At 65.1% G+C, this 20972-nt stretch carries 18 protein-coding genes and 1 pseudogene; 12 read left to right on the forward strand and 7 right to left on the reverse strand.

Annotation, left to right across the window (positions count from 1 at the left end; all coding sequences use genetic code 11):
- Positions 1-11 precede the first annotated feature (11 nt).
- The gene (locus tag WDM24_RS37635; RefSeq protein WP_338829307.1) at positions 12-1520 is read left to right on the forward strand and encodes a PLP-dependent aminotransferase family protein; all 1509 of its coding nucleotides are present in this window, start codon (positions 12-14) and stop codon (positions 1518-1520) included.
- A 19-nt stretch (positions 1521-1539) separates the two neighbouring features.
- Positions 1540-2199: a glycerol-3-phosphate 1-O-acyltransferase PlsY gene (gene plsY / locus WDM24_RS37640; protein ID WP_338829308.1), complete on the forward strand. Its 660-nt coding sequence runs from the start codon at positions 1540-1542 to the stop codon at positions 2197-2199.
- Positions 2200-2237: 38 nt separating this feature from the next.
- On the opposite strand, the gene WDM24_RS37645 is transcribed toward plsY, so the two are convergent.
- Positions 2238-2750 carry a DUF1465 family protein gene (locus tag WDM24_RS37645; protein ID WP_338829309.1) on the reverse strand — a complete coding sequence of 171 codons (513 nt, stop codon included), beginning with the start codon at positions 2748-2750 and terminating at the stop codon, positions 2238-2240.
- 500 nt (positions 2751-3250) lie between these two features.
- On the opposite strand from WDM24_RS37645, the gene WDM24_RS37650 reads away from it, so the two are divergent.
- Positions 3251-4285: an IS110 family transposase gene (locus tag WDM24_RS37650; protein WP_338826979.1), complete on the forward strand. Its 1035-nt coding sequence runs from the start codon at positions 3251-3253 to the stop codon at positions 4283-4285.
- A 426-nt stretch (positions 4286-4711) separates the two neighbouring features.
- On the opposite strand, the gene WDM24_RS37655 is transcribed toward WDM24_RS37650, so the two are convergent.
- The gene (locus tag WDM24_RS37655; RefSeq protein WP_338829310.1) at positions 4712-4903 is read right to left on the reverse strand and encodes a DUF1192 domain-containing protein; all 192 of its coding nucleotides are present in this window, start codon (positions 4901-4903) and stop codon (positions 4712-4714) included.
- Positions 4904-5174: 271 nt separating this feature from the next.
- On the opposite strand from WDM24_RS37655, the gene metG reads away from it, so the two are divergent.
- The 3 genes from metG to WDM24_RS37670 all read left to right on the forward strand — a co-directional run bounded on the left by metG (position 5175) and on the right by WDM24_RS37670 (position 10919).
- A complete protein-coding gene (metG, locus tag WDM24_RS37660) occupies positions 5175-6854 on the forward strand; it encodes a methionine--tRNA ligase (protein WP_338829311.1) in 1680 nt (559 codons plus the stop codon).
- A 69-nt stretch (positions 6855-6923) separates the two neighbouring features.
- A complete protein-coding gene (locus tag WDM24_RS37665; protein ID WP_338829312.1) occupies positions 6924-7922 on the forward strand; it encodes an NAD(P)H-quinone oxidoreductase in 999 nt (332 codons plus the stop codon).
- A gap of 120 nt (positions 7923-8042) precedes the next feature.
- On the forward strand, positions 8043-10919 hold the full coding sequence (locus WDM24_RS37670; protein WP_029079800.1) for an EAL domain-containing protein: 2877 nt from the start codon (positions 8043-8045) through the stop codon (positions 10917-10919).
- Between the two features lie 113 nt (positions 10920-11032).
- Here the strand turns inward: WDM24_RS37670 and WDM24_RS37675 are convergent, their stop codons facing one another.
- Positions 11033-11311 (reverse strand): DUF7662 domain-containing protein, encoded by a 279-nt coding sequence (locus tag WDM24_RS37675; RefSeq protein WP_165129260.1) that lies wholly within the window; start codon positions 11309-11311, stop codon positions 11033-11035.
- A 122-nt stretch (positions 11312-11433) separates the two neighbouring features.
- Between WDM24_RS37675 and WDM24_RS37680 the strand changes: the two genes are divergently transcribed.
- Positions 11434-12927 carry a sensor domain-containing diguanylate cyclase gene (locus tag WDM24_RS37680; RefSeq protein WP_338829313.1) on the forward strand — a complete coding sequence of 498 codons (1494 nt, stop codon included), beginning with the start codon at positions 11434-11436 and terminating at the stop codon, positions 12925-12927.
- An 851-nt stretch (positions 12928-13778) separates the two neighbouring features.
- On the opposite strand, the gene WDM24_RS37685 is transcribed toward WDM24_RS37680, so the two are convergent.
- The 3 genes from WDM24_RS37685 to WDM24_RS37695 all read right to left on the reverse strand — a co-directional run bounded on the left by WDM24_RS37685 (position 13779) and on the right by WDM24_RS37695 (position 15717).
- Positions 13779-14138, reverse strand: a complete 360-nt coding sequence (locus tag WDM24_RS37685; RefSeq protein ID WP_338829314.1) for a hypothetical protein — start codon at positions 14136-14138, stop codon at positions 13779-13781.
- Positions 14139-14316: 178 nt separating this feature from the next.
- Entirely contained in the window at positions 14317-15000 is a 684-nt protein-coding gene (locus WDM24_RS37690; RefSeq protein ID WP_338829315.1) for a haloacid dehalogenase type II, read from the reverse strand.
- A gap of 81 nt (positions 15001-15081) precedes the next feature.
- Complete coding sequence (locus tag WDM24_RS37695) at positions 15082-15717, reverse strand: CGNR zinc finger domain-containing protein (RefSeq protein ID WP_338829317.1); 636 nt, start codon at positions 15715-15717, stop codon at positions 15082-15084.
- Positions 15718-15860: 143 nt separating this feature from the next.
- Between WDM24_RS37695 and WDM24_RS37700 the strand changes: the two genes are divergently transcribed.
- The 4 genes and pseudogenes from WDM24_RS37700 to WDM24_RS37715 form a co-directional block, all read left to right on the forward strand.
- Entirely contained in the window at positions 15861-16556 is a 696-nt protein-coding gene (locus WDM24_RS37700; protein ID WP_338829318.1) for an alpha/beta hydrolase, read from the forward strand.
- 31 nt (positions 16557-16587) lie between these two features.
- Complete coding sequence (locus WDM24_RS37705; RefSeq protein ID WP_338829319.1) at positions 16588-17187, forward strand: TMEM175 family protein; 600 nt, start codon at positions 16588-16590, stop codon at positions 17185-17187.
- A 34-nt stretch (positions 17188-17221) separates the two neighbouring features.
- The gene (locus WDM24_RS37710; protein WP_338829320.1) at positions 17222-18076 is read left to right on the forward strand and encodes an alpha/beta hydrolase; all 855 of its coding nucleotides are present in this window, start codon (positions 17222-17224) and stop codon (positions 18074-18076) included.
- Between the two features lie 33 nt (positions 18077-18109).
- A pseudogene (locus WDM24_RS37715) lies at positions 18110-18745 on the forward strand (SDR family NAD(P)-dependent oxidoreductase); the annotation flags it as partial.
- A 243-nt stretch (positions 18746-18988) separates the two neighbouring features.
- Here WDM24_RS37715 and WDM24_RS37720 read toward each other — a convergent pair.
- Positions 18989-19939, reverse strand: a complete 951-nt coding sequence (locus WDM24_RS37720; protein ID WP_338829321.1) for an OmpA family protein — start codon at positions 19937-19939, stop codon at positions 18989-18991.
- Positions 19940-20012: 73 nt separating this feature from the next.
- On the opposite strand from WDM24_RS37720, the gene WDM24_RS37725 reads away from it, so the two are divergent.
- A complete protein-coding gene (locus WDM24_RS37725; RefSeq protein WP_338829322.1) occupies positions 20013-20942 on the forward strand; it encodes a helix-turn-helix domain-containing protein in 930 nt (309 codons plus the stop codon).
- Positions 20943-20972: the final 30 nt, after the last annotated feature.

Raw genomic sequence — 20972 nt, forward strand, 5'->3', positions numbered from 1 at the left:
AGTGGTCCACTATGCCCCGCCTGCGTACCACGATCAGCATCCCTCCGCTCCGGGCGGTCGACCGCACCGCCGGACAGGTTGGTCGGCAGATCGCGCAGGCTCTGCGCGCCGCCATCGCCAACGGCGAATTGAAGGCCGGTGAATTTCTGCCCTCGACCCGCGCGCTGTCGGCTTCGCTCGGCGTTGCCCGCGGCACGGTCATGGAAGCCTTCGAGCAATTGCAGGCCGAGGGCTATCTGGTGTCGCATGTCGGAGCCGGCACAAGCGTCGCGCCGACGCTTGCCGAACAGGCGCGGCCCGTCCGCCCGCCGATCAACCGCAGCTCGAACAAGACCGCGCCGATCCAGTTGCCGCCGCGCGCGATCCGGCTTGCCAAGGTTGCGGCTGCCTTCACTCCGATGCCGGAGGCGCCGTTTGCGATCGCAGTCCCGGGCGGCGCCGTCGCCCCCGACCAGAATTGGCGGCGCCTCGGCAACCGCGTCCGCGCATCGCGCGCGGCAGCGCCGGCAAGCTACGGCGATCCGCGCGGGCTGATGGAGTTGCGGCAGGCGATCGCCGACTACGTGCGCAAATCCCGCGCGGTGCATTGCGCGCCCGAGCAGGTCGTGATCACGGCCGGCACGCAACAGGGCCTCTATCTCGCCGGCCGCGTGCTGCTGACGTCGGGTGATCGCGTGTGGGCCGAGGATCCCGCCTATCCCGGCATGACGGCCGTGCTCGACGATCTCGATCTCGTCACCACGCGCGTGGGTGTCGATGCGCAAGGCATCGACGTCGATGCCGCGATCGCCGCGTGTCCGAATGCGCGCGCGGCCTTCGTGACGCCGTCGCATCAATATCCGATCGGCATGCCGATGAGCATGGCCCGCCGCAACGCGCTGGTGGCATGGGCCGCGCGCCGCGAGGCCTGGATCGTCGAGGACGATTATGACAGCGAACTGCGCTATGCGGGTCATCCTTTCCCGTCGATGCAAGGCCTCGCCCCGTCGCGGGTGATCTATCTGGGCACGCTGAGCAAGGTGCTGTTTCCCTCGCTGCGGCTCGGCTACGTGGTGGCGCCCCTGCCGCTGATCGATGCCTTCGCCGGCGCGCGGGCGCTGCTCGACCGGCATTCGCCGACCGCCGACCAGCACGTGCTGGCGGCTTACATGCGCGAGGGGCTGTTCGAAGCGCATATCCGGCGCATCCGCGGCGTCTATGCCGCACGGCGTGCGACACTGATCGCGGCGCTCGAACGTCACATGCCTGATGACGTCACGCTGCAGCCGAGCGACCAGGGCATGCACCTGCTGCTGTGGTTGCCGAAGGGCACCGATGATGTGCAATTGGCGAAGGCTGCCCTCGCCGATGGCATCGTCGTGCGGCCGATCTCGCCGATGTACGCGCTGGCCGCACGGCCCGGCCTGATGCTCGGCTTCGGCGGATTTGCGCCGGAAGAACTGGAGGTGGCCGCGATCCGTCTGCGCGGAATCATGGATCGCGGAAGACGTAGACAACCAGATCAGGTTCGCTTGAAATGAAAGCGTCGAGGTGACTGCCATGATGTTCTGGAGTGCGAGCGTGGCTGGACTGGCGGTCGCCTATCTGTTCGGGGCGACGCCATCAGGCTATCTGGCGGGGAAGCTGCTCAAGGGCATCGACATTCGGGAGCATGGCTCGAAATCCACGGGGGCAACGAACGTGTTGCGCACCCTGGGGCCATGGCCTGCGCTGGTGGTTCTGCTGGTCGATGTGCTGAAGGGTGCGGCAGCGATCGTGTTTGCCCGCTGGTTCTATCCCTGGCTCGCGACCGTCACGCCGCCGGCTGCGCTTGACCTTGAGAGCTGGACACCTTGGGCTGTTTGCCTGGCCGGACTTGCCGTATTGCTCGGACACGGCCGTTCGATCTGGTTGAATTTTACGGGCGGCAAATCCGCGGCGACCGGGCTCGGCGTATTGCTGGCGCTGTCCTGGCCAGTTGGTTTCGTAGCCGCGACGGTGTTCCTCGCCGTGCTGGCTGTCTCTCGGATCGTTTCACTCAGCTCGATGCTGGCAGCGTTGACTGCGGTCGCCCTCGTCTGCACGCTGGAGCAGCCGTTGCCCTATCGGTTGCTGGTGATCGCAGGCGCCATCTACGTGATTGCGCGCCACCGGGCCAACATTCAGCGGCTGCTCGCCGGGACCGAGCCACGGTTGGGGCAAGGTGCGCGCCCGAGCTGATTCATGAGGACGCGGCCCGAACCGCGCCGCGCGTCGATTTACTGCTCGAAGGCGGCCTTGAGGCGGTTGAGCTGCGGCACCAGCGGGTTGCCGATCGTCGAACGATCCGGCGCCGGCGCGTGGATCGTGGTGTCGAGCCGGCGCACCCGCGTCTGCAGATCCATCGAGCGGGCGATCAGCTGCTGCAATTGCTCCGGCAGTTTCGTCACCATATCGGCCGGGCCGGGATCGGCGGCCGACAGCTTCACCTTGGTCTTCTCGCGATTGGCCTGGGTCAGCGTCATCTCGCCTTCCTTGACCGCGCGATGCAACAGCAGCCACGACGCGAGCTGCATCAGCCGCGTGGTCAGGCGCATGCTTTCGGTGGCATAGGTCAGGCTGACGGAGCGTTCCAGCGCCTTGGCCTCAGTGCGTCCGTCGCCGTCGAGATAGGCGGCGGTCTGCTCGACCAGGTCCATGCCTTCCCGGAACAGCACGCCAAATGCCGCAGAATTGGTCAGCCGCTCACTGAACAGCACAAGCCCGGCTTCGCTCTGGGAACGATCGGCCATGGTTAACGCCCTCACACCACGTAACGCCCGCTGGCATCTGACGCGCCAGCTTATGATGAACAAATCATTGCGCGGGCGCGCCGAAGAGTCCAGCCGCAACCCGATTTATGGTTTCCGGCGGATAGGACGCACAAAAAAGAGCCGCCGTTTCCGGCGGCTTTTGAAGTTGATAACAGGGAGGCGTCAAACAGAGTGGACAGGAGCCACTCGGTGTCCAAACGAGGACAATGCAGTCATAATCGAGAAAGCTTAACCGACCGTAAATGAGCGGATTTCTTCAGGCTTTGTTTGCCATGTCGGCCATTGACCTAGTTTGGGACAGGTGACCGCACCATGCCAGCGCGTAGATGGGGTAACGGGCCGGCCGCCCGCTCGCTACGGCGCGATTTGGAAGCGCGCTCGCGAGCGGCCTGTTGGTTGGAAGGCGGTCGTCCCTCAAACTGATGGTGTCAATAAACGGAGTCGGGCAAGCCCGCTCCAAGCATCATTAAGGGACGACCATGTACCACTATGCAGGAATCGACGTGTCTTTGGAATGCTCGAGCGTCTGCCTTGTCGATGGGACAGGTAAGATTTTGCGCGAGGCGAGGGTTGCGAGTGAGCCGGAGGCCTTGATCACCTGGTTGCGGTCGCTGGGGTTGGTGCTGGAACGGATCGGGCTGGAGGCTGGTCCGCTGTCGCAATGGCTCTACGCAGCGATGCGGGATGCGGGCCTGGCAGTCGAACTGTTGGAGACGCGGCACGTCCGCGATGCCTTCAAGGCGATGCCGGTGAAGTCGGACCGCAACGATGCCCGCGGGATCGCGCAACTGATGCGGCTGGGCTGGTTCCGGCCGGTGCACTGCAAGTCGATCGAAGCGCAGGAGACGCGGGCGGTTCTGACGGCACGCAAGCTGCTGCAGTCCAAGCTGCGCGACATCGAGAACAGCCTGCGCGGCGTGCTCCGCGGCTTCGGTCTGAAGGTCGGCACGACCACCGAGCGCACGTTCGCCGAACGCATCCGGGAGCTCGTAGCGGGCCATCCCGGACTTGAGATCGTGGCACAGGCGCTGCTCGAAGCCCACGCCGTGCTGCGGCGCGAGTTCAATGGCCTGGATAAGCACACCCAAAAGCTCGCCAGGTCGCACCCTCAAGCCCGCCTCCTGATGACGACACCGTCCGTCGGCCCGATCGTGGCGCTTACCTACGCCGCGGCGGTCGACGACCCGAAGCGCTTCCGGTCCTCGAAGGCGACGGGAGCGCATTTTGGCCTCACCCCGAAGAAGTACCAATCGGGCGAAACCGACTATACCGGCCGCATCAGCAAGATCGGCGATGCCTCCGTGCGCGAGGCGCTCTATCAGGCGGCTCACGTCATGCTGACCAAGCCGGTCAGGAACTGCTCGGCGCTGAAAGGCTGGGCGATGCGGATCGCCCGGCGCGCAGGCCTGCGCAAGGCCAAGGTGGCGCTCGCACGCAAGCTCGCCGTCGTTCTGCATCGCATGCTCGCCGACGCCAAACCGTTCAACCCGATGGCCAAGGCCTCGGCAACCTAAGCAAGGAGCAGCAATCGGTTCTGGGCGGGCCACGACACCAGGCTCTCCCTGAGCGAGGTCCCTGCGCCGGGACGATGGATCCGGTCAGGCCGCCATCCGGGAAGTGGCTCACAACCACGCTTCCGTAGATTGGCCGGCCGGCTCCTCAATGCACCCCATCAGGCGACGGCCTTCGCGCCGATCCCGTACAGAAGCAAGTGCCCGGCGAGTGGATCACGCAAAAAGGGATTGACTTACAAAGGCCCGTTACAGAAGCCCGGATGGAGCCAACGGCCGCGCGAACGCGTATTCCGTCATCCTAAGGCGCGAGCGCTTGCGAGCCTCGAAGGATCGACGGCCACCGGTCGGGCCGTGCATGCTTCGAGACGCGCGTTCCGCGCTCCTCAGCATTACGGATTGAGGGCGGCTTCGAATGAAATCTCAGCGCTACGACTTGAAGAACGCGTCAGCGGCATCCTTTGACGCGCGCTTCTTCGACATCGCCTCTTTCAAGCGATCGACTTCCGCAGTGAGCAGCGCGATCCGCTCGGTCAAATCCTCGACCGACAGCAGGTAGAGATCCTGGCCGATCTCGTGGCTGATCTTCTTCCTGGGACGGTCGTCATCCTCAATCGGCATGTTGCCCTCCCGGCAATGATGATCTGGCGCCTCGCGTCCAGAGATGATAGATTTTGGGTGAGGAGAATTTTGCAGTGACTTTCGTGTGCGCGCAACATCTGGCGCGAATGCCCCGGCCCGACCGCAAGGAGTCTGACCGGACGGGATAGCGCGGGCCTGCGCGCCAGGCATGAGCCGACCCCAAGCCCTTCCGATCATGCGGGAGGGCTTTTTGATTTTCCGATTTGACCTTTCGGGGGTCGGCATCAGCAAACGCGAAAGACCTTCACCCATGACCAAAATTCTCATCACCAGCGCGCTGCCTTACGTGAACGGCGTCAAGCATCTCGGCAATCTGATCGGCTCGCTGCTGCCCGCCGACGTCCATGCCCGCTTCCGGCGGCAGACCGGCTGCGACGTGCTCTTCATCTGCGCCACCGACGAGCACGGCACGCCCGCCGAGCTCGACGCCATCGAGGCCGGACAGGATGTCCGGGAGTTCTGCGATGCGCAGCACGCCGTCCAGGCCGACATCTACCGGCGCTTTGGTCTGTCCTTCGATCATTTCGGCCGCACCAGCGCGCCGCAAAACCATGCGCTGACCCAGCACTTCTATCGCCGGCTCGACGCAGCCGGGTTGATCGAGGCGCGCACGTCGCGACAGGTGTGGTCGCCGGCCGACCGGCGCTTCCTGCCCGATCGCTACGTGCTCGGCACCTGCCCGCATTGCGGCGATCCTTCGGCACGCGGCGATCAATGCGACCATTGCGGCACGCTGCTTGACCCGCCAGAACTCATTGATCCGCGCTCGGCGCTATCAGGCGACCGCGCGCTTGAGATCCGCGACAGCAATCATCTGTTCCTGCGCCAATCGCAGCTGGTCGAGACAATCGGCGCATGGATCGACAGCCGCACCGGATGGCCGCCCTTCGTGGTCTCGACCGCCAAGAGCTGGCTCAACGCGGATCTGCGCGATCGCTGCATCACGCGCGATCTCGCCTGGGGCATTGCGGTCCCGCGCGAGGGTTTTGACGGCAAGGTGTTCTATGTCTGGTTCGATGCGCCGATCGGCTACATCGCGGCGACGCAGGAATGGGCCGCTGCCGCGCCTGATCGCGACTGGCGGCAATGGTGGTGGCAGGCCGACGACGTCAGCTATATCCAGTTTCTCGGCAAGGACAACATCCCGTTCCACACCGTGAGCTTTCCGGCGACATTGATCGGCTCCGCCGAGCCATGGAAGACCGCCGATGTCATCAAGGGATTCCACTGGCTCAATTACGAGGGCGGCAAGTTCTCGACCAGCAGAAAGCGCGGCATCTTCACCGATGCGGCGCTGGACGAATTGCCCGCCGATCTCTGGCGCTGGTGGCTGATCGCCAACGCGCCCGAAAGCGCCGACACCGATTTTGGCGTCGCGAGATTCGTTGCCGACGTGAACAAGGACCTCGCCGACATCTTCGGCAATCTCGCCAACCGCATCATCAGCTTTGCCCATCGCAGCTTCGACGGCCGCATCCCGGAAGGTGGCGCGCCCGGTGAGGCCGAGCGAGAGCTTGCGCACGATCTGGAGCAGCGCATCGCAGCGCTCCACCGCCATCACACCGCACTGGAGTTTCGTGCCGCAGCGGCAACGACGCGCGCGATCTGGGACACCGCGAACGCATACCTGCAACACTCAGCACCATGGACCGCCATCAAGTCCGATTCCGTTCGCGCGGCGGTCATCACCCGCACCGGACTCAATCTTGTCGCGCTCTGCGCCACGCTGGCGTGGAGCATCGTGCCAGGCCTGTCGGAGCGCGTGCTCCGCGCGTTCGGCCACGACGATGCCGTGCCGCCCTGGCCCAATGGCCCACTCATCCCGCTGCTGGATCAAGGCGCCGGCACGCCGATCGCAAGGCTCGGCCCGCTGGTCGAGAAAATCACCCCCGAAAGAGCCAGTCATCTGGCGGCGCGGTTCGGGGCTTAAGGGCGTTTCGCTTCGTAGCAAAAGGCGGTATGCCACAAGCCAATCCTCCTCACTGACCAGGAACGAACCATGCCAAACCTGCCCGCGCAAATGACCGTCGTTGCCATCAGCAAGCCCGGTGGCCCCGAAGTGCTGGTGCCGGAAACCCGCGCGCTGCCGGTGCCGAAGGCCGGCGAGATCCTGGTCAAGGTCGCGGCCGCAGGCGTCAATCGCCCCGACGTCGCGCAGCGCTCCGGCTCCTATCCGCCGCCGCCCGGCGCCAGCGACCTGCCCGGCCTTGAGATCGCAGGCGAAGTGGTGGCGCTCGGTGAAGGCGCGACGCACAAGATCGGCGACAAGGTGATGTCGCTGGTCGCCGGCGGCGGCTATGCGCAATATTGCATCGCGCAGGATGCGCAGGCGATGACCGTGCCGCCGCAGCTCACGATGCAGGAAGCCGGCGCCATTCCGGAAACGCTGATGACGGTCTGGCACAATGTGTTCGAGCGCGGCGCGCTCAAGGCCGGCGAGACGCTGCTGATCCATGGCGGCTCGTCGGGCATCGGCACGATGGCGATCCAGCTCGCCAAGGCGTTCGGCGCCAAGGTGATCGTCACCGTCGGCTCGCAGGACAAGGCCGACGCCTGCCTCAAGCTCGGCGCCGATCACGCGGTCAATTACAAGACGGACGACTTCGTCGAAGCCGTGAAGACAGCCACCGGCGGCGCCGGCGCCAACGTCATCCTCGACATGGTGGGCGGCGACTATATCGACCGCAACTACGACGCCGCCGCGGTTGAGGGCCGCATCGTCCAGATCGCGTTCCTGTCGGGAACACCGAAGGCGTCAGCCAATTTTGCCAAGCTGATGGTCAAGCGGCTGCACCACACCGGCTCGACCCTGCGCCCCCGTAGTAATGCGGACAAGGCGGCGATGGTGGCGGCAATCGAGGCAAAGGTGCTGCCCTTGCTGCGCGAAGGCCGCGTCAAACCGCTGATGGACAGCACATTCCCGCTGGAAAAGGCCGCCGACGCGCACCGGCGCATGGAGACCAGCGAACATATTGGCAAAATTGTGTTGGTCGTTTAACTCTCGCGACGGAAGCGGGGGCGGAAACCCTTTGATTCCCTTCGCTTTCGTGTCATTTATCGCGCCACCGCCGGGCCGGTCGCCGGGCCCGGTCAGTTTGTCGATCGCGGAGTACTGACATTGCGTCTGATCAGGTGCCTTGCGCTGCTCGCGCTGGGCCTCATGATGTTTGCTGCTGCGCCTGACGCGTACGCGATCGACGCGGTCAGCGTGCGCAGCGACGCGCCGGCGATCGACCTAACCGCGGTTCTCGACCATCAACGCAGTGAAACCGACCGCATCCAGGTCTCCACTGCACCTGGAACCGACGGCATCGTGCGCCGCATCGAAGTTCGCGCCCGCGAAGGCGGCCAGAACTGGGTGGTGTTCGCGCTCGCCAACAACACCGACGACCAGCTCGACCGCCTGATCGTCGCGCCGCACTACCGCATCGTGTCGTCCGGATTATTGTGGCCCGACCTTGGCCTGTCGCGCATCGCCACTATCACGCCGTCGGTCGGCGACCGTCCCGAGCGGCAGGAGAGCCCGACCGCCGATGTGTTCCGCATCACGCTCGATCCCGGCGCCGTCGTCACCTATGTCGCGGAACTCCGCACCGACAAGCTGCCGCAGCTCTATCTGTGGGAACCCGACGCCTACAAGGACAAGGTCAACTCGTTCACCCTGTACCAGGGCATCGTGATCGGCATCTCGGGCCTGCTCGCGCTCGTGCTCACGATCTTGTTTGTGGTCAAGGGCAGCATCATGTTCCCGGCCGCCGCGGCGCTGGCCTGGGCGGTGCTGGTTTATATCGGCGTCGATTTCGGCTTCTGGGGCAAGGTGCTCGACATGTCGAACAACGCCGAGCGCGTCTGGCGCGCGGCGGGCGAGGCGATCCTCGCGGCGACATTGCTCGTGTTCCTGTTCGCCTATTTGAATCTCAGTCGCTGGCATGTGCGCTACTCGCACATCACGATCGGCTGGCTGCTTTTCCTCGGCTCGCTGGTGGCGCTGGCGCTGTTCGATCCCGCGGTCGCCTCCGGCATCGCGCGGATGTCGCTGGTGATGATCGCCTTCGCCGGCTTCGCGCTGATCGTCTATCTCTCGACCCACGGCTTCGACCGCGCGGTGCTCTTGATCCCGACCTGGTTCCTGCTGGTGGTTTGGGTGGTCGCAGCCGGCATGACGGTCGCGGGCTCCGTCACCAACGACATCGTCGGCCCGGCGCTGCTCGGCGGCCTGGTGCTGATCGTGATGCTGATCGGATTTACGGTGATGCAGCACGCCTTCGCCGGCGGCGGCGCCACCACCGGCGTGGTCTCCGACGTCGAGCGCCGCGCGTTGGCGCTGACCGGCTCCGGCGATCTGATCTGGGACTGGGACGTCTCCGCCGACAAGGTGTTCACCAGCCCGGAGACCGAAGCCTTGCTGGGCCTGAAGCGCGGCACGCTGGAAGGCCCGGCCGCGAAATGGCTCGAAGTACTGCACCCGCTCGACCAGGACCGCTTCCGCGCCGCGCTCGACAGCGTGCTCGACCAGCGCCGCGGCCGCCTGGTGCAGGATTTCCGGCTGCGCACGCCCGACGGTCACTTCATGTGGTTCGCGCTGAAGGCGCGGCCGGTGGTCGGCTCCGACGGCGAGGTCTCGCGCGTGGTCGGCACGCTGACCGACGTCACCGAGTTCAAGAACTCCGAAGAGCGGATGCTGCACGACTCCGTGCATGACAATCTGACCGGCCTGCCGAACCGCCGGCTGTTCATGGACCGGCTCGGCGCGGTGGCGAACCTCGCCAAGACCATGCCGAACCTGCGGCCGACCTTGATGGTGATCGACCTCGACCGCTTCAAGCAGGTCAACGATTCCGTCGGGATTGCGGTCGGCGATTCCATCCTGCTGACGCTGGCGCGGCGGCTGACCCGCATCCTCAAGCCGCAGGACACGCTGGCGCGGATGGCCGGCGACCAGTTCGGCCTGATCCTGCTGTCGGAGCAGGACCCGGCGCGGATCACCAATTTCGCCGAGACCATCCGCAAGACCATCCGCGCGCCGATCGCGTTCAACGACCGCGAGATCTTCCTGACCGCCTCGATCGGACTTGCGCTGTCCGATCCGGCCGCGCCGCTCTCGGACGAGATCATCAAGGACGCTGAGCTTGCGATGTATCACTCCAAGCGGATCGGCGGCGACCGCATCGACGTCTACAAGCCGGCGATGCGGGCGCGGAAGACCGACCGCCTGACGCTCGAGAGCGACCTGCGCCGCGCCATCGAGCGCCAGGAGCTCACGATCCTGTACCAGCCGATCGTGCGGCTCGAGGATCGCGCGATCGCCGGCTTCGAGGCGCTGGTGCGCTGGGACCATCCCAAGCTCGGCCGGATGTCGCCGTCGGAATTCATCAATGTCGCCGAGGAGACCGGCCTGATCGTCGACCTTGGCATGTTCGTGATGGACCAGACCGCACGCCAGCTCGCGGTGTGGCAGCGCGCGATGCGGGCGCGCGAGCCGATCTTCGCGTCGGTCAACGTGTCGTCGCGGCAATTGCTGCGCCACGACCTGATCCACGACATCCGCACCGTGCTGTCGCGCTCCTCGGTGGCGCGCGGCACGCTGAAGCTGGAGCTGACGGAATCGCTTGTGATGGAGAACCCGGAGCACGCCGCCCAGATGCTGGCGCGGATCCGCGAGCTCGGCACCGGGCTGTCGCTCGACGATTTCGGCACCGGCCACTCCTCGCTGTCCTATTTGCAGCGCTTCCCGTTCGACACCATCAAGATCGACCAGTCCTTCGTCCGCACCACGAGCCGCGGCACCCGCCCGGTGATCCTGAAATCGATCATCGCGCTGGCGCACGATCTCGGCATGGAGGTGGTCGCGGAAGGCGCCGAGACGGATTCCGATGCCGTCGAGCTCTACCAGCTCGGCTGCGAATACGCCCAGGGCTTTGCCTTCGGCGAGCCGATGGACGCCGACGCCGCCACGCGGCTGCTCACCGAGGAACGGCTGGAAGCCGCGAGCTAGATCTTGCCGTCCCGGCCTCGTGCGCAACTGCGCACGGGAGCCGGGACCCATACGCCGCGGCCCGTCCATGACGCGCTGGGGCCAGTTGCCTTCGTGACAACAACGCCCTGTGGTTATGGGTCCCGGCGTTCGCCGGGACGACGATTGGACATTTTCTTGAACCTGACGCTCTTGCCGTCGGCCTGGCGCGTGGCGATGTAGCCGGCGTCGAGACAGGCTTCGCGCTGCGGCATCTTCTCCTGCGGGCTGCGCAGAGTTTCCCACCACGACGCCCGGTGCGCGGCGCGCGGCAGCGCCGCATCGATGATCGCCTCGATCTCCTCGAAGGTCAGCACGAATTCGGGCAAATGCTGCTTCTTCAGATAATCCCGCAGCGCGTCGTAGTCGTTCACAACGTCCTCGATGACAAAAAAACAGGTTTCGGCAACCACCCGTTAACCCATTCGGCGGCCGCTGTCGCCATTTAAGGCGACAACAAGATTTCCCGTTGCATGACCAAGCTTTGGAGCGGGAAATGCCATTTCGACGGGGAAACGACGCAAGGCGGCGGTGGCGGCTATCGGCCAAGCTGCTGATCGCCGCGTCGGTTGCGACCGTCCTCGGCTTCTCCGCTGTCTGCGCCGGCGTGATGTTCGACATGCGCCGCGGCGAGGAGCAACTGGCCCGCCAGACCCTGGAGAACTTTGCGTCAGGCATCGAGGCCGACATCAGCCGCAACATCGAGCTCTATGACTTGTCGCTGCGCGCGGTCGCCAGCAATCTTGAGATGCCGGAGATCCGCAATGTCAGCAAGGAACTGCGCCAGCTGATCCTGTTCGATCACGCCGCGACCGCAAAGCATTTCGGCGCGATCCAGGTGTTCGACAGCAAGGGCGACCTGAACATCGACGCGGCGAGCCTCGACCCGCGGCCGGAGAACCGCAGCGACAAGGAATATTTCACGGTCCAGCGCGACCACCCCGACACCGGGCTGTATATCAGCCGGCCGATGCTGCATCGCGGCGCCTACGCCATCGTGCTGAGCCGGCGCATCGTCGGCGAGGACGGCCGCTTTCTCGGCGTCGTGGTCGGCTCGATCCGCTTCAGCTATTTCCACGATATGTTCGGCCGGCTCAACCTCGCGCCCGGCGATACCATCACCGTGCTGCGCAACGACCGCACCATCATCATGCGGACGCCGTTCGATCTCGACGTGATCGGCAAGAACCTTGCGGAGCAACTGGACTGGAAGGCCGAGAATCTGAGGGGGGGCGGCGCCTACTCCGGCAAGGGTCCGGTCGACGACACGCCGCGGCTCTATGTCAGGCGCAGCAGCTCGGGCCCGCTCTACGTCGTGGTCGGCAAGCCGCTCGAAGCCGTCTTCAACCTCTGGCGGACCGAGGCGATCCGGATCGGCGCGATCATGGCGTTTCTGGTCCTGTTCGCGCTGAGCGCGACGCTGGTCCTCGCCCGCGAGATCGTCCGCCGCGCCGATGCCGAGGACAAGCTCGAGGAGCTGGCGACGACCGACGCCCTCACCGGCCTGAAGAACCGGCGCAAGTTCGACACCGAGATCGAGCGCGAGTGGCGCCGGGCGAGCCGGCACGGCCAGCCGGTCGCGTTGTTGATGATCGATGCCGATCATTTCAAGGCCTATAACGACACCTATGGACACCAGGCCGGCGACCAGGTGCTGGTCGGGATTGCGATCTGCATCTCAGATGCGGTGCGCCGCGCCGGCGATTGCCCGGCGCGCTTCGGCGGCGAGGAATTTGCCGTGCTGCTGCCCAGCACCACCCCGTTCGAGGCCTTCAATCTGGCCGAGACCATCCGCGCCAAGGTGCAGCAATGGTGCGAGGGCGAGGCCATCACGACGGTGAGCATCGGCGTCGCCAGCATGCGCCCGAATGCAGGCCAGCAATGGTCCGACCTGATCGAAGCCGCCGACAAAGCGCTCTACGCCGCCAAAGCCAACGGCCGCAACCAGTCGGTGCTGGCGACCGCGCCGAAGATTGCGCTGGTGGCGTAGGGCACAACTCTCGCCGTGTCGTCGTCCCTGCGAAGACTATCAGAGCCGTCATCCTGAGGTGCGAGCGGAGCGAGCCTCGAAGGATGCACGGCCCGGCTGGTGGCCGTCGATCCTTCGAGGCTCGCCCAGCGGCGCAAGCGCGCTAGAAGGCTCGCACCTCAGGATGACGGTGATGGACATGCGCATGATCTCTCACCGCATCGTCGTCCCTGCGAAAGCAGGGACCCATAACCACAGGATTGAGTCGTCGAAACGAGCTGTGGCCCCAGCATAGCGCGAGTAACTGCCATTCGTGGTTATGGGTCCCGGGTCGCGCTGCGCTTGCCCGGGACGACATCGAGTTTGTTGCACGGCTGTGAGTCATACATCCGCATTCTCGCGACATCATTTGTCCGAGCACAGCGTCGTAGTCGACGCGGATCAAAAGGGTCTGGCCGGACGAGCCCGACGAGAGCGATGGCAGGTTACGGCTTCGCCTAACCCGCCTTGCAAGACTGATTGCCTTCGGCGCCGGCTACTTGCCCCACGCGGCCTTCCTGATCCGCCCCTTGCCGCCGCACTTCTTGCACGGCTCCGGATAGATCTTCCGTCCCGGCTCGCTCGGTTGCTTCACGTCCGGAAAGCCCGTCCCGTTACACGCGTCACACTTCTCTTCATCGGAAACAAGGTGCTTCACCATCCAACGCCCCGGATTTAGAAAATCCGGAAGCCCGCGGCCGCGGACCTCCGCCACCGTTCGGATACGAACGGCGGCGAGACATGGTTTCAGCGTGCATGGCTGCCCTGCGCGGCAACGCAGGTGGGAACGACAACGGGACGATCGCCGTTGTCAGCCGCTTTTCCACGCTCCGTTACTTCCCCTTGAGCGCCTTCTCGTGGCTCTCGAGCGCTGCGGCCATCAGCTTGGGCAATTGCGCGGCGTAGACCTCGATGAAGGTGGCATCGCCGCAGGCCTCTGGATCGCGCCCGGCCTGCTCGGCGATGCGGGCGGCCTTGGCCTCGCATTTGGCGAACATGTGCCAGAACCAATCCGGGCTCTTGCCGAGCGCCGGCCTGTGCTTCTTGATGACGGCGGCGCCGACCGCGCTCATCGCGTTGACGACGCCGGCGCCCAGCGTGCTGATGGCCCGCGCGTTAAGGATATCCTCGCGCGATTGCGCGGTGGTGTTGGTCGCGGTCGCTCGTCCGGTTGTTCGTGCCTTGGCCGGCATGCTCTGAGCTCCTTCTCGATCCCTTTGGCGCGGCAAGCATCGGCCGCGGAAGTTGAGGAAGGCTCAAGGGGCATGGTTGAAAAGCGCTATGGATTTCATTCCGGTTTTATGCGCTTCCGAGTGATCGGCCTGGAGGGGTTTTTGACCGTCCCTCCAGCGCTCGATCCGTCAGGGGCCGTTACCCTTTCGCGCCGTAACGGCGGATCAGCTGGTCGGCGACATCGTTGAGATCGTCACCCACGACCTGCGGCTGCGGGCCGACGCCGAGCACATCATTGCCGGGGCGCCTGATCAGCGCAGCCTCCCAACCGGCGGCCACCGCGCCGAGCGTGTCCCAGGTGTGGCATGCGATCAGGCAGAACTCCGAAGGCTTTGCCCCAAGCTCCCTCTCGACATAACCATAGGCCTGCCGCGACGGCTTGTGATGCTTGACGCCATCGGCCGAAAAGCGCCGCTCGAACAAATCGACGATGCCGCCATGCGTCAGCTGACGGGTCTGCACCTCCAAAAGATTGTCGGTCAGCGTGAACAGGCGGAAGCCTGCGGCGCGCAGCTTGCGCAGCGCCGCCGGCACTTCGGCATGCGGCGGCATGGTGGAGAATTTCTCCGTCAGTTCCTTCTTGTCGGACTCGTCGATCCTGATGCCGCGCGTATCCGCCAGCATCTTCATGACCGCGGCGCCGATGTCGGTGAAGGGCACGTAGCAGCCCGCCACGGTGAGCGAGGCCGAATACATGATGAAGTTCGCGAACCACAGCCGCATCGCGCTCTTGTCGTTGAAGATGCGCGCGAACACCGGCTCCATGGTCTCGAGGTCGAGCAGGGTTTCGTTAACGTCGAACACGATCAGGGGAAGTGCCATTTGGTTGGTCTCCTGTTTTTTGTTTTGAGCATGATCTCTTCGGAAAACCGCTGCACACTTTTCCGGATCATGCTCTGGTTCTCAGCCCCTGTCCTTGATCCGGCTGCGATGCGCGGCCTGCTTGGCGCGATTGCCGCAGATCGCCATGCTGCACCAGCGGCGCGCACGCGCCCGCGTGTGATCGGCGAACATCAGCGTGCAGGCCGGGCCCTCGCAGGCCTTGATGTCGGTAAAGCTTTCCTCGCAGACGACCCTGGCCATCGCCTCGCCGATCGGCAGCAGCAGTGACGCGGCCGAGCGCCAGCGCCGCGTCCGCTCCAGCGCGAAACCGTCGTGCTCGTCATCGCCGTGCTTATGGCGATGCGGCACGATGCGGCTGAACGCCTGATCGCCTTCGAGCAGCCGGTTCAGCGGCTCCAATTCCTTCAGCGCCCGCGGCGCCAGCGGCCGGCCCATATGCTTGCGCAGGAAGCCGCGGAACCATTCGCGCAAGTCTCGCGCCTGACCGGCAACGTCGTCGAGCTCGCCCGTGGTCGCGCGTGCGCCGAGCTCATCGAGCACATCTGACGGCACCAGTTTCGCCTGCGCCAGCCAGCGCAACAGGCCGTCGCCGTCGGCGATCCAGTCCAGCGGCGTATCGACCGGGGTCGCGATCGAATTGATGAAATCGAGCCCCAGGCTATCGGCGATGAACGTCGCGGGCGGATGGGATTGCACGGTGACGCCCTCCTGTCGGCTTTTCGACCTCGCCGCAAATAACCTGATTAGAGCCAGTTGACAAGTTACGAACATTGGATCATAAGCGTCGTAACCTGTCAAATTGCATTTGAGAGGTTACAAAATCAACGAGGGAGCTGAAGATGTCGAACAAGGATGTCAGCGTGGTGCTCGCCCATGGCGCGTGGGCCGACGGTTCAAGCTGGGCACGGGTGATCACGGCGCTCGATGCCGAAGGCATCACCGCGGTGGCGGCGCCGCTGCCGCTGACTTCGCTTGCAGACGATGTCGCCGCGCTGAACCGCACAATGGACCGCGTCGAAGGACCGATCGTGCTGGCCGGCCACGCCTATGCCGGCGCCGTCATTGCCGAGACCCGTTCGCCGCGCGTCAAGGCGCTGGTCTATGTCGCGGCGCTGGCGCCGGACGAGGGCGAGACCGTCGCCGATGTGTTTTATCGCGCACCGCCACATCCGTTCGCGCCAAAACTAGCACCCGACGCCAACGGCCAGATCTGGCTGCCGGAGTCCGCCTTCGCATCGGCCTTCGCGCAGGGCGCGCGCGCCGAGGAGCTCGCGGTGCTGGCTGCAGTGCAGCGGCCGATCTCGCCGGCCTGCATCACCGTTCCCGTCGGCCATCCGCGATGGAAGGACATCCGGAGCTGGTTCCTGGTCGCCGAGGACGACCGGATGATCGCGCCGGAGACACAGCGCAGCATGGCGGCGCGGATGAAGGCTGTGGTGCGTTCACATCCCGTCGATCACACGCCGATCGTCACCGCGCCAAAACTGGTCGCCGACATCATCCAGGAAGCCATCCGCAGCGTTACAGAGCACTGACCTCTTTTCACGATTGGACAGGAGCACTGCCATGCAGGAGAAGCCTCTATCAGCCGATCGGCTCGGCGCGTTTTCCGATGCCGTCATCGCCGTCATCATCACGATCATGGTGCTGGAACTGAAGGCGCCGGAGGGCTCGCGGTTCGCCGACCTGCTGCCGCTGTGGCCGACCGCAATCAGCTACGCGGCGAGCTACATGTTCATCGCCGTGATCTGGGTCAATCATCACCATCTGCTGCATCTGGTGCGGCAGCCGACGCCGCGGCTGATCTGGCTGAACTTCGTCCATCTGTTCGCGGTCTCGCTGCTGCCCTTCGCTACCGCATGGGTCGCGCAGTCGAAAATGGCCGCGGCGCCGGTGGTGGTCTATGCGGTGATCTTCCTCGTGATCGACCTCGCCTATCTCGCCTTCGAGCGCGCGGTGCTGACGCAGGCGGACCAGACCATGATTTCCCAGCAGGTGCGGACATGGACGCAGCGCCGCACGCTGCTGGCGCTGCTGGTGTTCGCGGCCGGCGCCGCCATCGCGCCTTTCATTCCGCTGCTCGGCTTCGCCACCGTGTGCTGCGCGCTGCTGCTTTACCTCAGGCCAGAGGCGATCAGCGGGCTTGTGACGCAGATCAAATCCTGACCCCACCCCACATCACGACCACAAGGAGTGACAGATGTCCGAGATCAAATATCGCACGGCCGATGTCTACGGCTTCAAGGTGTTCTATCGCGAGGCCGGGTCGCCCGGCGCGCCGAAGCTGCTGCTGCTGCACGGCTTCCCGAGCGCGGGCCACATGTTCCGCGATCTGATCCCGCAGCTTGCGGATAAATTCCACATCGTGGCGCCGGATCTGCCCGGCTTCGGCCAGTCGGACATGCCGGCGCGCGACAAGTTCGCCTACACCTTCGACAACATCGCCGCCGTGATCGACCGCTTCACCGAGGTGATCGGCTTCGACCGCTACGCGGTCTATGTGTTCGACTATGGCGCGCCGACCGGTTTCCGCCTTGCGCTCAAGCATCCGGACCGGATCACCGCCATCATCTCGCAGAACGGCAACGCCTATGAGGAGGGCCTGAGCGACGGCTGGACGCCGATCAAGGCCTATTGGCAGGATCCCTCGCCGGCGAACCGCGATGCGTTGCGCGCGTTCCTGACGCCGGACACCACGCGCTGGCAGTACACCCACGGCACATCGGACCCGGAGGCGGTGTCGCCTGACGGACAGAACCTCGACAATTACTACATGGCGCGGCCCGGCGCTCATGACGTGCAGCTCGATTTGTTCGGCGACTACAAGAGCAATGTCGCGCTCTACCCGGCCTTCCAGAATTACTTCCGCACCCATCAGCCGCCGTTCCTCGCGGTGTGGGGCAAGAACGATCCATTCTTCCTGCCGCCGGGCGCCGAAGCCTTCAAGCGCGACAATCCGCGCGCGGTGGTGCGCTTCTTCGACACCGGCCATTTCGCGCTGGAAACGCATGCCGCCGAGATCGCGCTGAGCATCCGCGAATTCCTGAGCCGCTGACATCACGGGCGCCGATCACCAGGGAATATGCACATGACCGAATCCGTCGCTATCGTGACCGGCGCAAGCTCCGGCATCGGACGCGCCACCGCGCTGCGGCTCGCCCGGGATTTTTCCGCCATCGCGCTCGTCGCGCGCAGCGGCGAGAAGCTGCAAGAGGCCGGCAAGGAGATCGAAGCCGGCGGCGCCACGCCGCTGGCGCTCGACCTCGATCTCGCCGCGCCTGATGCCGCCGACGAAGTCGTCAAGGCCACGCTGGATCGCTTCGGCCGCATCGACGCGCTGGTCAATGTCGCAGGCTCCGTGCCCGGGATCGATTTGCTGGAGATGACCGATCAGCAATGGGATTCGGGCCTCGCGCTCAAATTCCACGGCGCCAGGCGGCTAACGATCCGCGCCTGGGATGCGCTGAAGGCGTCGCAAGGCGCCGTGGTCTTCACGTCAGGCAATGCCGCCATGCTGCCGCGCGCCGGTGCGGCCGCAATTGGCACGATCAATGCGGCGATCGAGGCATTGGCAAAAGCGTTCGCCGAACGCGGCATCGATGACGGCGTGCAGGTGAATTGCGTATCGCCCGGCGCCATCATGACCGGACGCCGCCTTGCGATGCTGGAGAAGGCCGCGGCGGCCAGGCAGGTCGACGTCGAGACGGCGAAGGCAGGCTTCCTCAGGCAGGCCGGCATCAAGCGGTTCGGCACGGCAGAGGAGATCGCCGACCTCATCGCGTTCGGTGTCACCACCGGCGCGTTGGATGACCGGCACGGTGCTGCGCATGGATGGCGGCGAGATCAGGACCGTGTGAGACCGCACTGGCGCCACTTACGCCTCGTCACACACCCAATCACGTTGCCGACATCGTGGCCAACCGTCGAGGCCGAGCGCGACGCCCGACCGGGCCGCAGTCGTTCACAATTACAGCTTTACCAATTCGACACGGCGGTTGCGGGCGCGGCCGTCCTCGCTGGTGTTGTCGGCGACGGGCTTGTCCTGGCCGAAACCTGCTGCAGTCAAACGCGCCGGCGCGGCTCCGGATAGCACCAGCGCCGCGACGACCGACTTGGCCCGCGCAACCGACAGGGCCTGGTTCGATCTGGCGTCACCGGTGTTGTCGGTGTGGCCCTCGACGCGCAACTTCAGATCGGGATGGCTTTTCAAGAGCGCTGCGATCTGCGCAACGATGGCTTGCGACTCTGGCCGGATCGTCGACTTGGCGGTGTCGAAATTGATCTGCAGCGCGACGTGGCCGGCGGCGTCGAGCGCGCTGGCCATGGCGTCGGCGGTGGTCACCTGCTGGGACAATTCCCCCTTGTCGACGTAGATGATCTGGTAGTTGGCGCCGCCGTTGGTGTCGAGTTCGGCCCATTGCTCCTTTCCGCCCTGGACGCGCCGCGCGGTCAGGCCGGCATCGTGGCGGTTCTCGACAATTTCCCAGCCGCTCTGCTGCATGATGGCCTGGTAGTTGCGAATCACTGCCAGCGCCGAAGGCGCCTTGTGTCCGTCGGACAACGCATAGGCAATCCGGGCCTTACGCCCCTCCACGGCGGTTTCATGGTCCGAGCCCTCTGCGAACACGAACCGGTCGAAATCCGTGCGCTCGCAATCATTGATATAAAAGCCCGGCATGCGAGAGAAATTGGTGTCGCTGCAACCGGCCGTATCCGGTTCGGCACGCGCGATCGTGCAGAGGACGACGAACAGAGAAGCGGCAACAAAGGTTCGGCGGGCGGCGCAAGGAGCGGCAGATCGGAAAAGAGAACGGGACATGCGTTGGTTCGCTGGCTCAGGATGAAGACAGCGCAGGCTAGAATCGGCACGGAAAAGCACCAAGGCATGCAGCGTACCGCTTGCGGGCGTTGCGTGCACAATTTCATTTGTCACACCGACGGGTTGATGCCACGTTCGCTGCGATCTGCTGTGATCAAGCGGGGCGAGCGTGATGACAAAATCGGTGCAATGCGTGAGCGTGGCCGGGCCCCGAGGTCTGGCGATCTGGCGCGAGCAGATCTACGAACAATTCCGTCAGGTCGAGTTGGCGCGGCCGGTTTCGGGCCAGGGGTTTCGCGCTCGCCTGCGCATCGATGCGGCTTCAACGGTGCAGACTTGCCGCGTGGCAGGCAGCAGCCAGGCGGTGCGGCGGCCGGCGCGCGCCTGTGGGCACGAATTCGGGATCATGAAGGTCGTCCGGGGCAACACTCGCCTCGAGCAAGGTGGCGTTGTCAGCGAACTCGGCCCCTCCGACATCGTGCTGTTCGATAACAGCCGGCCGTACACCCTGGACATGTCATCAAGCTTCGAACATGCGCTTTTGCTGGTGGATCGAAAGGCTTGGGCGCCTGAGATCGCCGAACTCGAGACCCAGCCGCTGGGCAGGCTGCCGGACACCGCAGCCGCGCGTATTCTTGCAGGGATGCTCGAGACCATGGTACGGCTCGCGCCGGCGATGGATGCCGACGAGTTCGAACGCGTCGCACTGCCGCTGACGCAACTCGCCGCCGCAAGCCTCGACCGGCGCTCGACGGAATCTCCGACCCGCAGCCAGATCAGCGCCGCGCTGTTCAAGCGGATTTGCGGCGATATCCGCGCGCGACTGGCGGATCCCGATCTGGCCCCAGGTGAGCTAGCCCGCCGCCATGGCGTTTCGTTGCGCTATCTTCACAAGCTGTTCGCGCAGCATGGGCTGAGCGTCATGCAGTTCGTCCGCAACCAGCGCCTTGCGCAATGTGCGTCCGAATTGCGCGCTTGCGCCGGCCGGCCGCATGTCGGCCTGATCGCCGCGCGCTGGGGTTTTGACGACGACGCCACCTTTCGCCGCGCGTTCCGGGCACGCTATGGCATCAATCCCACTGCGTTCGCGAACCGGACCTGAGCAGGACAAGCAGGGCCGCAGCCGAAATTA

The sequence above is a fragment of the Bradyrhizobium sp. 27S5 genome (assembly GCF_037217225.1).
Classification (GTDB): Bacteria; Pseudomonadota; Alphaproteobacteria; order Rhizobiales; family Xanthobacteraceae; genus Bradyrhizobium; species Bradyrhizobium septentrionale.

What these genes read in the sequence shown, in the direction of transcription:
- WDM24_RS37635 (WP_338829307.1), top strand. Translation starts at nt 12, where the DNA reads ATGCCCCGCCTGCGTACCACGATCAGCATCCCTCCGCTCCGGGCGGTC.
- plsY (WP_338829308.1), top strand. Translation starts at nt 1,540, where the DNA reads ATGATGTTCTGGAGTGCGAGCGTGGCTGGACTGGCGGTCGCCTATCTG.
- WDM24_RS37645 (WP_338829309.1), bottom strand. Translation starts at nt 2,750, where the DNA reads ATGGCCGATCGTTCCCAGAGCGAAGCCGGGCTTGTGCTGTTCAGTGAG.
- WDM24_RS37650 (WP_338826979.1), top strand. Translation starts at nt 3,251, where the DNA reads ATGTACCACTATGCAGGAATCGACGTGTCTTTGGAATGCTCGAGCGTC.
- WDM24_RS37655 (WP_338829310.1), bottom strand. Translation starts at nt 4,903, where the DNA reads ATGCCGATTGAGGATGACGACCGTCCCAGGAAGAAGATCAGCCACGAG.
- metG (WP_338829311.1), top strand. Translation starts at nt 5,175, where the DNA reads ATGACCAAAATTCTCATCACCAGCGCGCTGCCTTACGTGAACGGCGTC.
- WDM24_RS37665 (WP_338829312.1), top strand. Translation starts at nt 6,924, where the DNA reads ATGCCAAACCTGCCCGCGCAAATGACCGTCGTTGCCATCAGCAAGCCC.
- WDM24_RS37680 (WP_338829313.1), top strand. Translation starts at nt 11,434, where the DNA reads ATGCCATTTCGACGGGGAAACGACGCAAGGCGGCGGTGGCGGCTATCG.
- WDM24_RS37685 (WP_338829314.1), bottom strand. Translation starts at nt 14,138, where the DNA reads ATGCCGGCCAAGGCACGAACAACCGGACGAGCGACCGCGACCAACACC.
- WDM24_RS37690 (WP_338829315.1), bottom strand. Translation starts at nt 15,000, where the DNA reads ATGGCACTTCCCCTGATCGTGTTCGACGTTAACGAAACCCTGCTCGAC.
- WDM24_RS37700 (WP_338829318.1), top strand. Translation starts at nt 15,861, where the DNA reads ATGTCGAACAAGGATGTCAGCGTGGTGCTCGCCCATGGCGCGTGGGCC.
- WDM24_RS37705 (WP_338829319.1), top strand. Translation starts at nt 16,588, where the DNA reads ATGCAGGAGAAGCCTCTATCAGCCGATCGGCTCGGCGCGTTTTCCGAT.
- WDM24_RS37710 (WP_338829320.1), top strand. Translation starts at nt 17,222, where the DNA reads ATGTCCGAGATCAAATATCGCACGGCCGATGTCTACGGCTTCAAGGTG.
- WDM24_RS37725 (WP_338829322.1), top strand. Translation starts at nt 20,013, where the DNA reads ATGACAAAATCGGTGCAATGCGTGAGCGTGGCCGGGCCCCGAGGTCTG.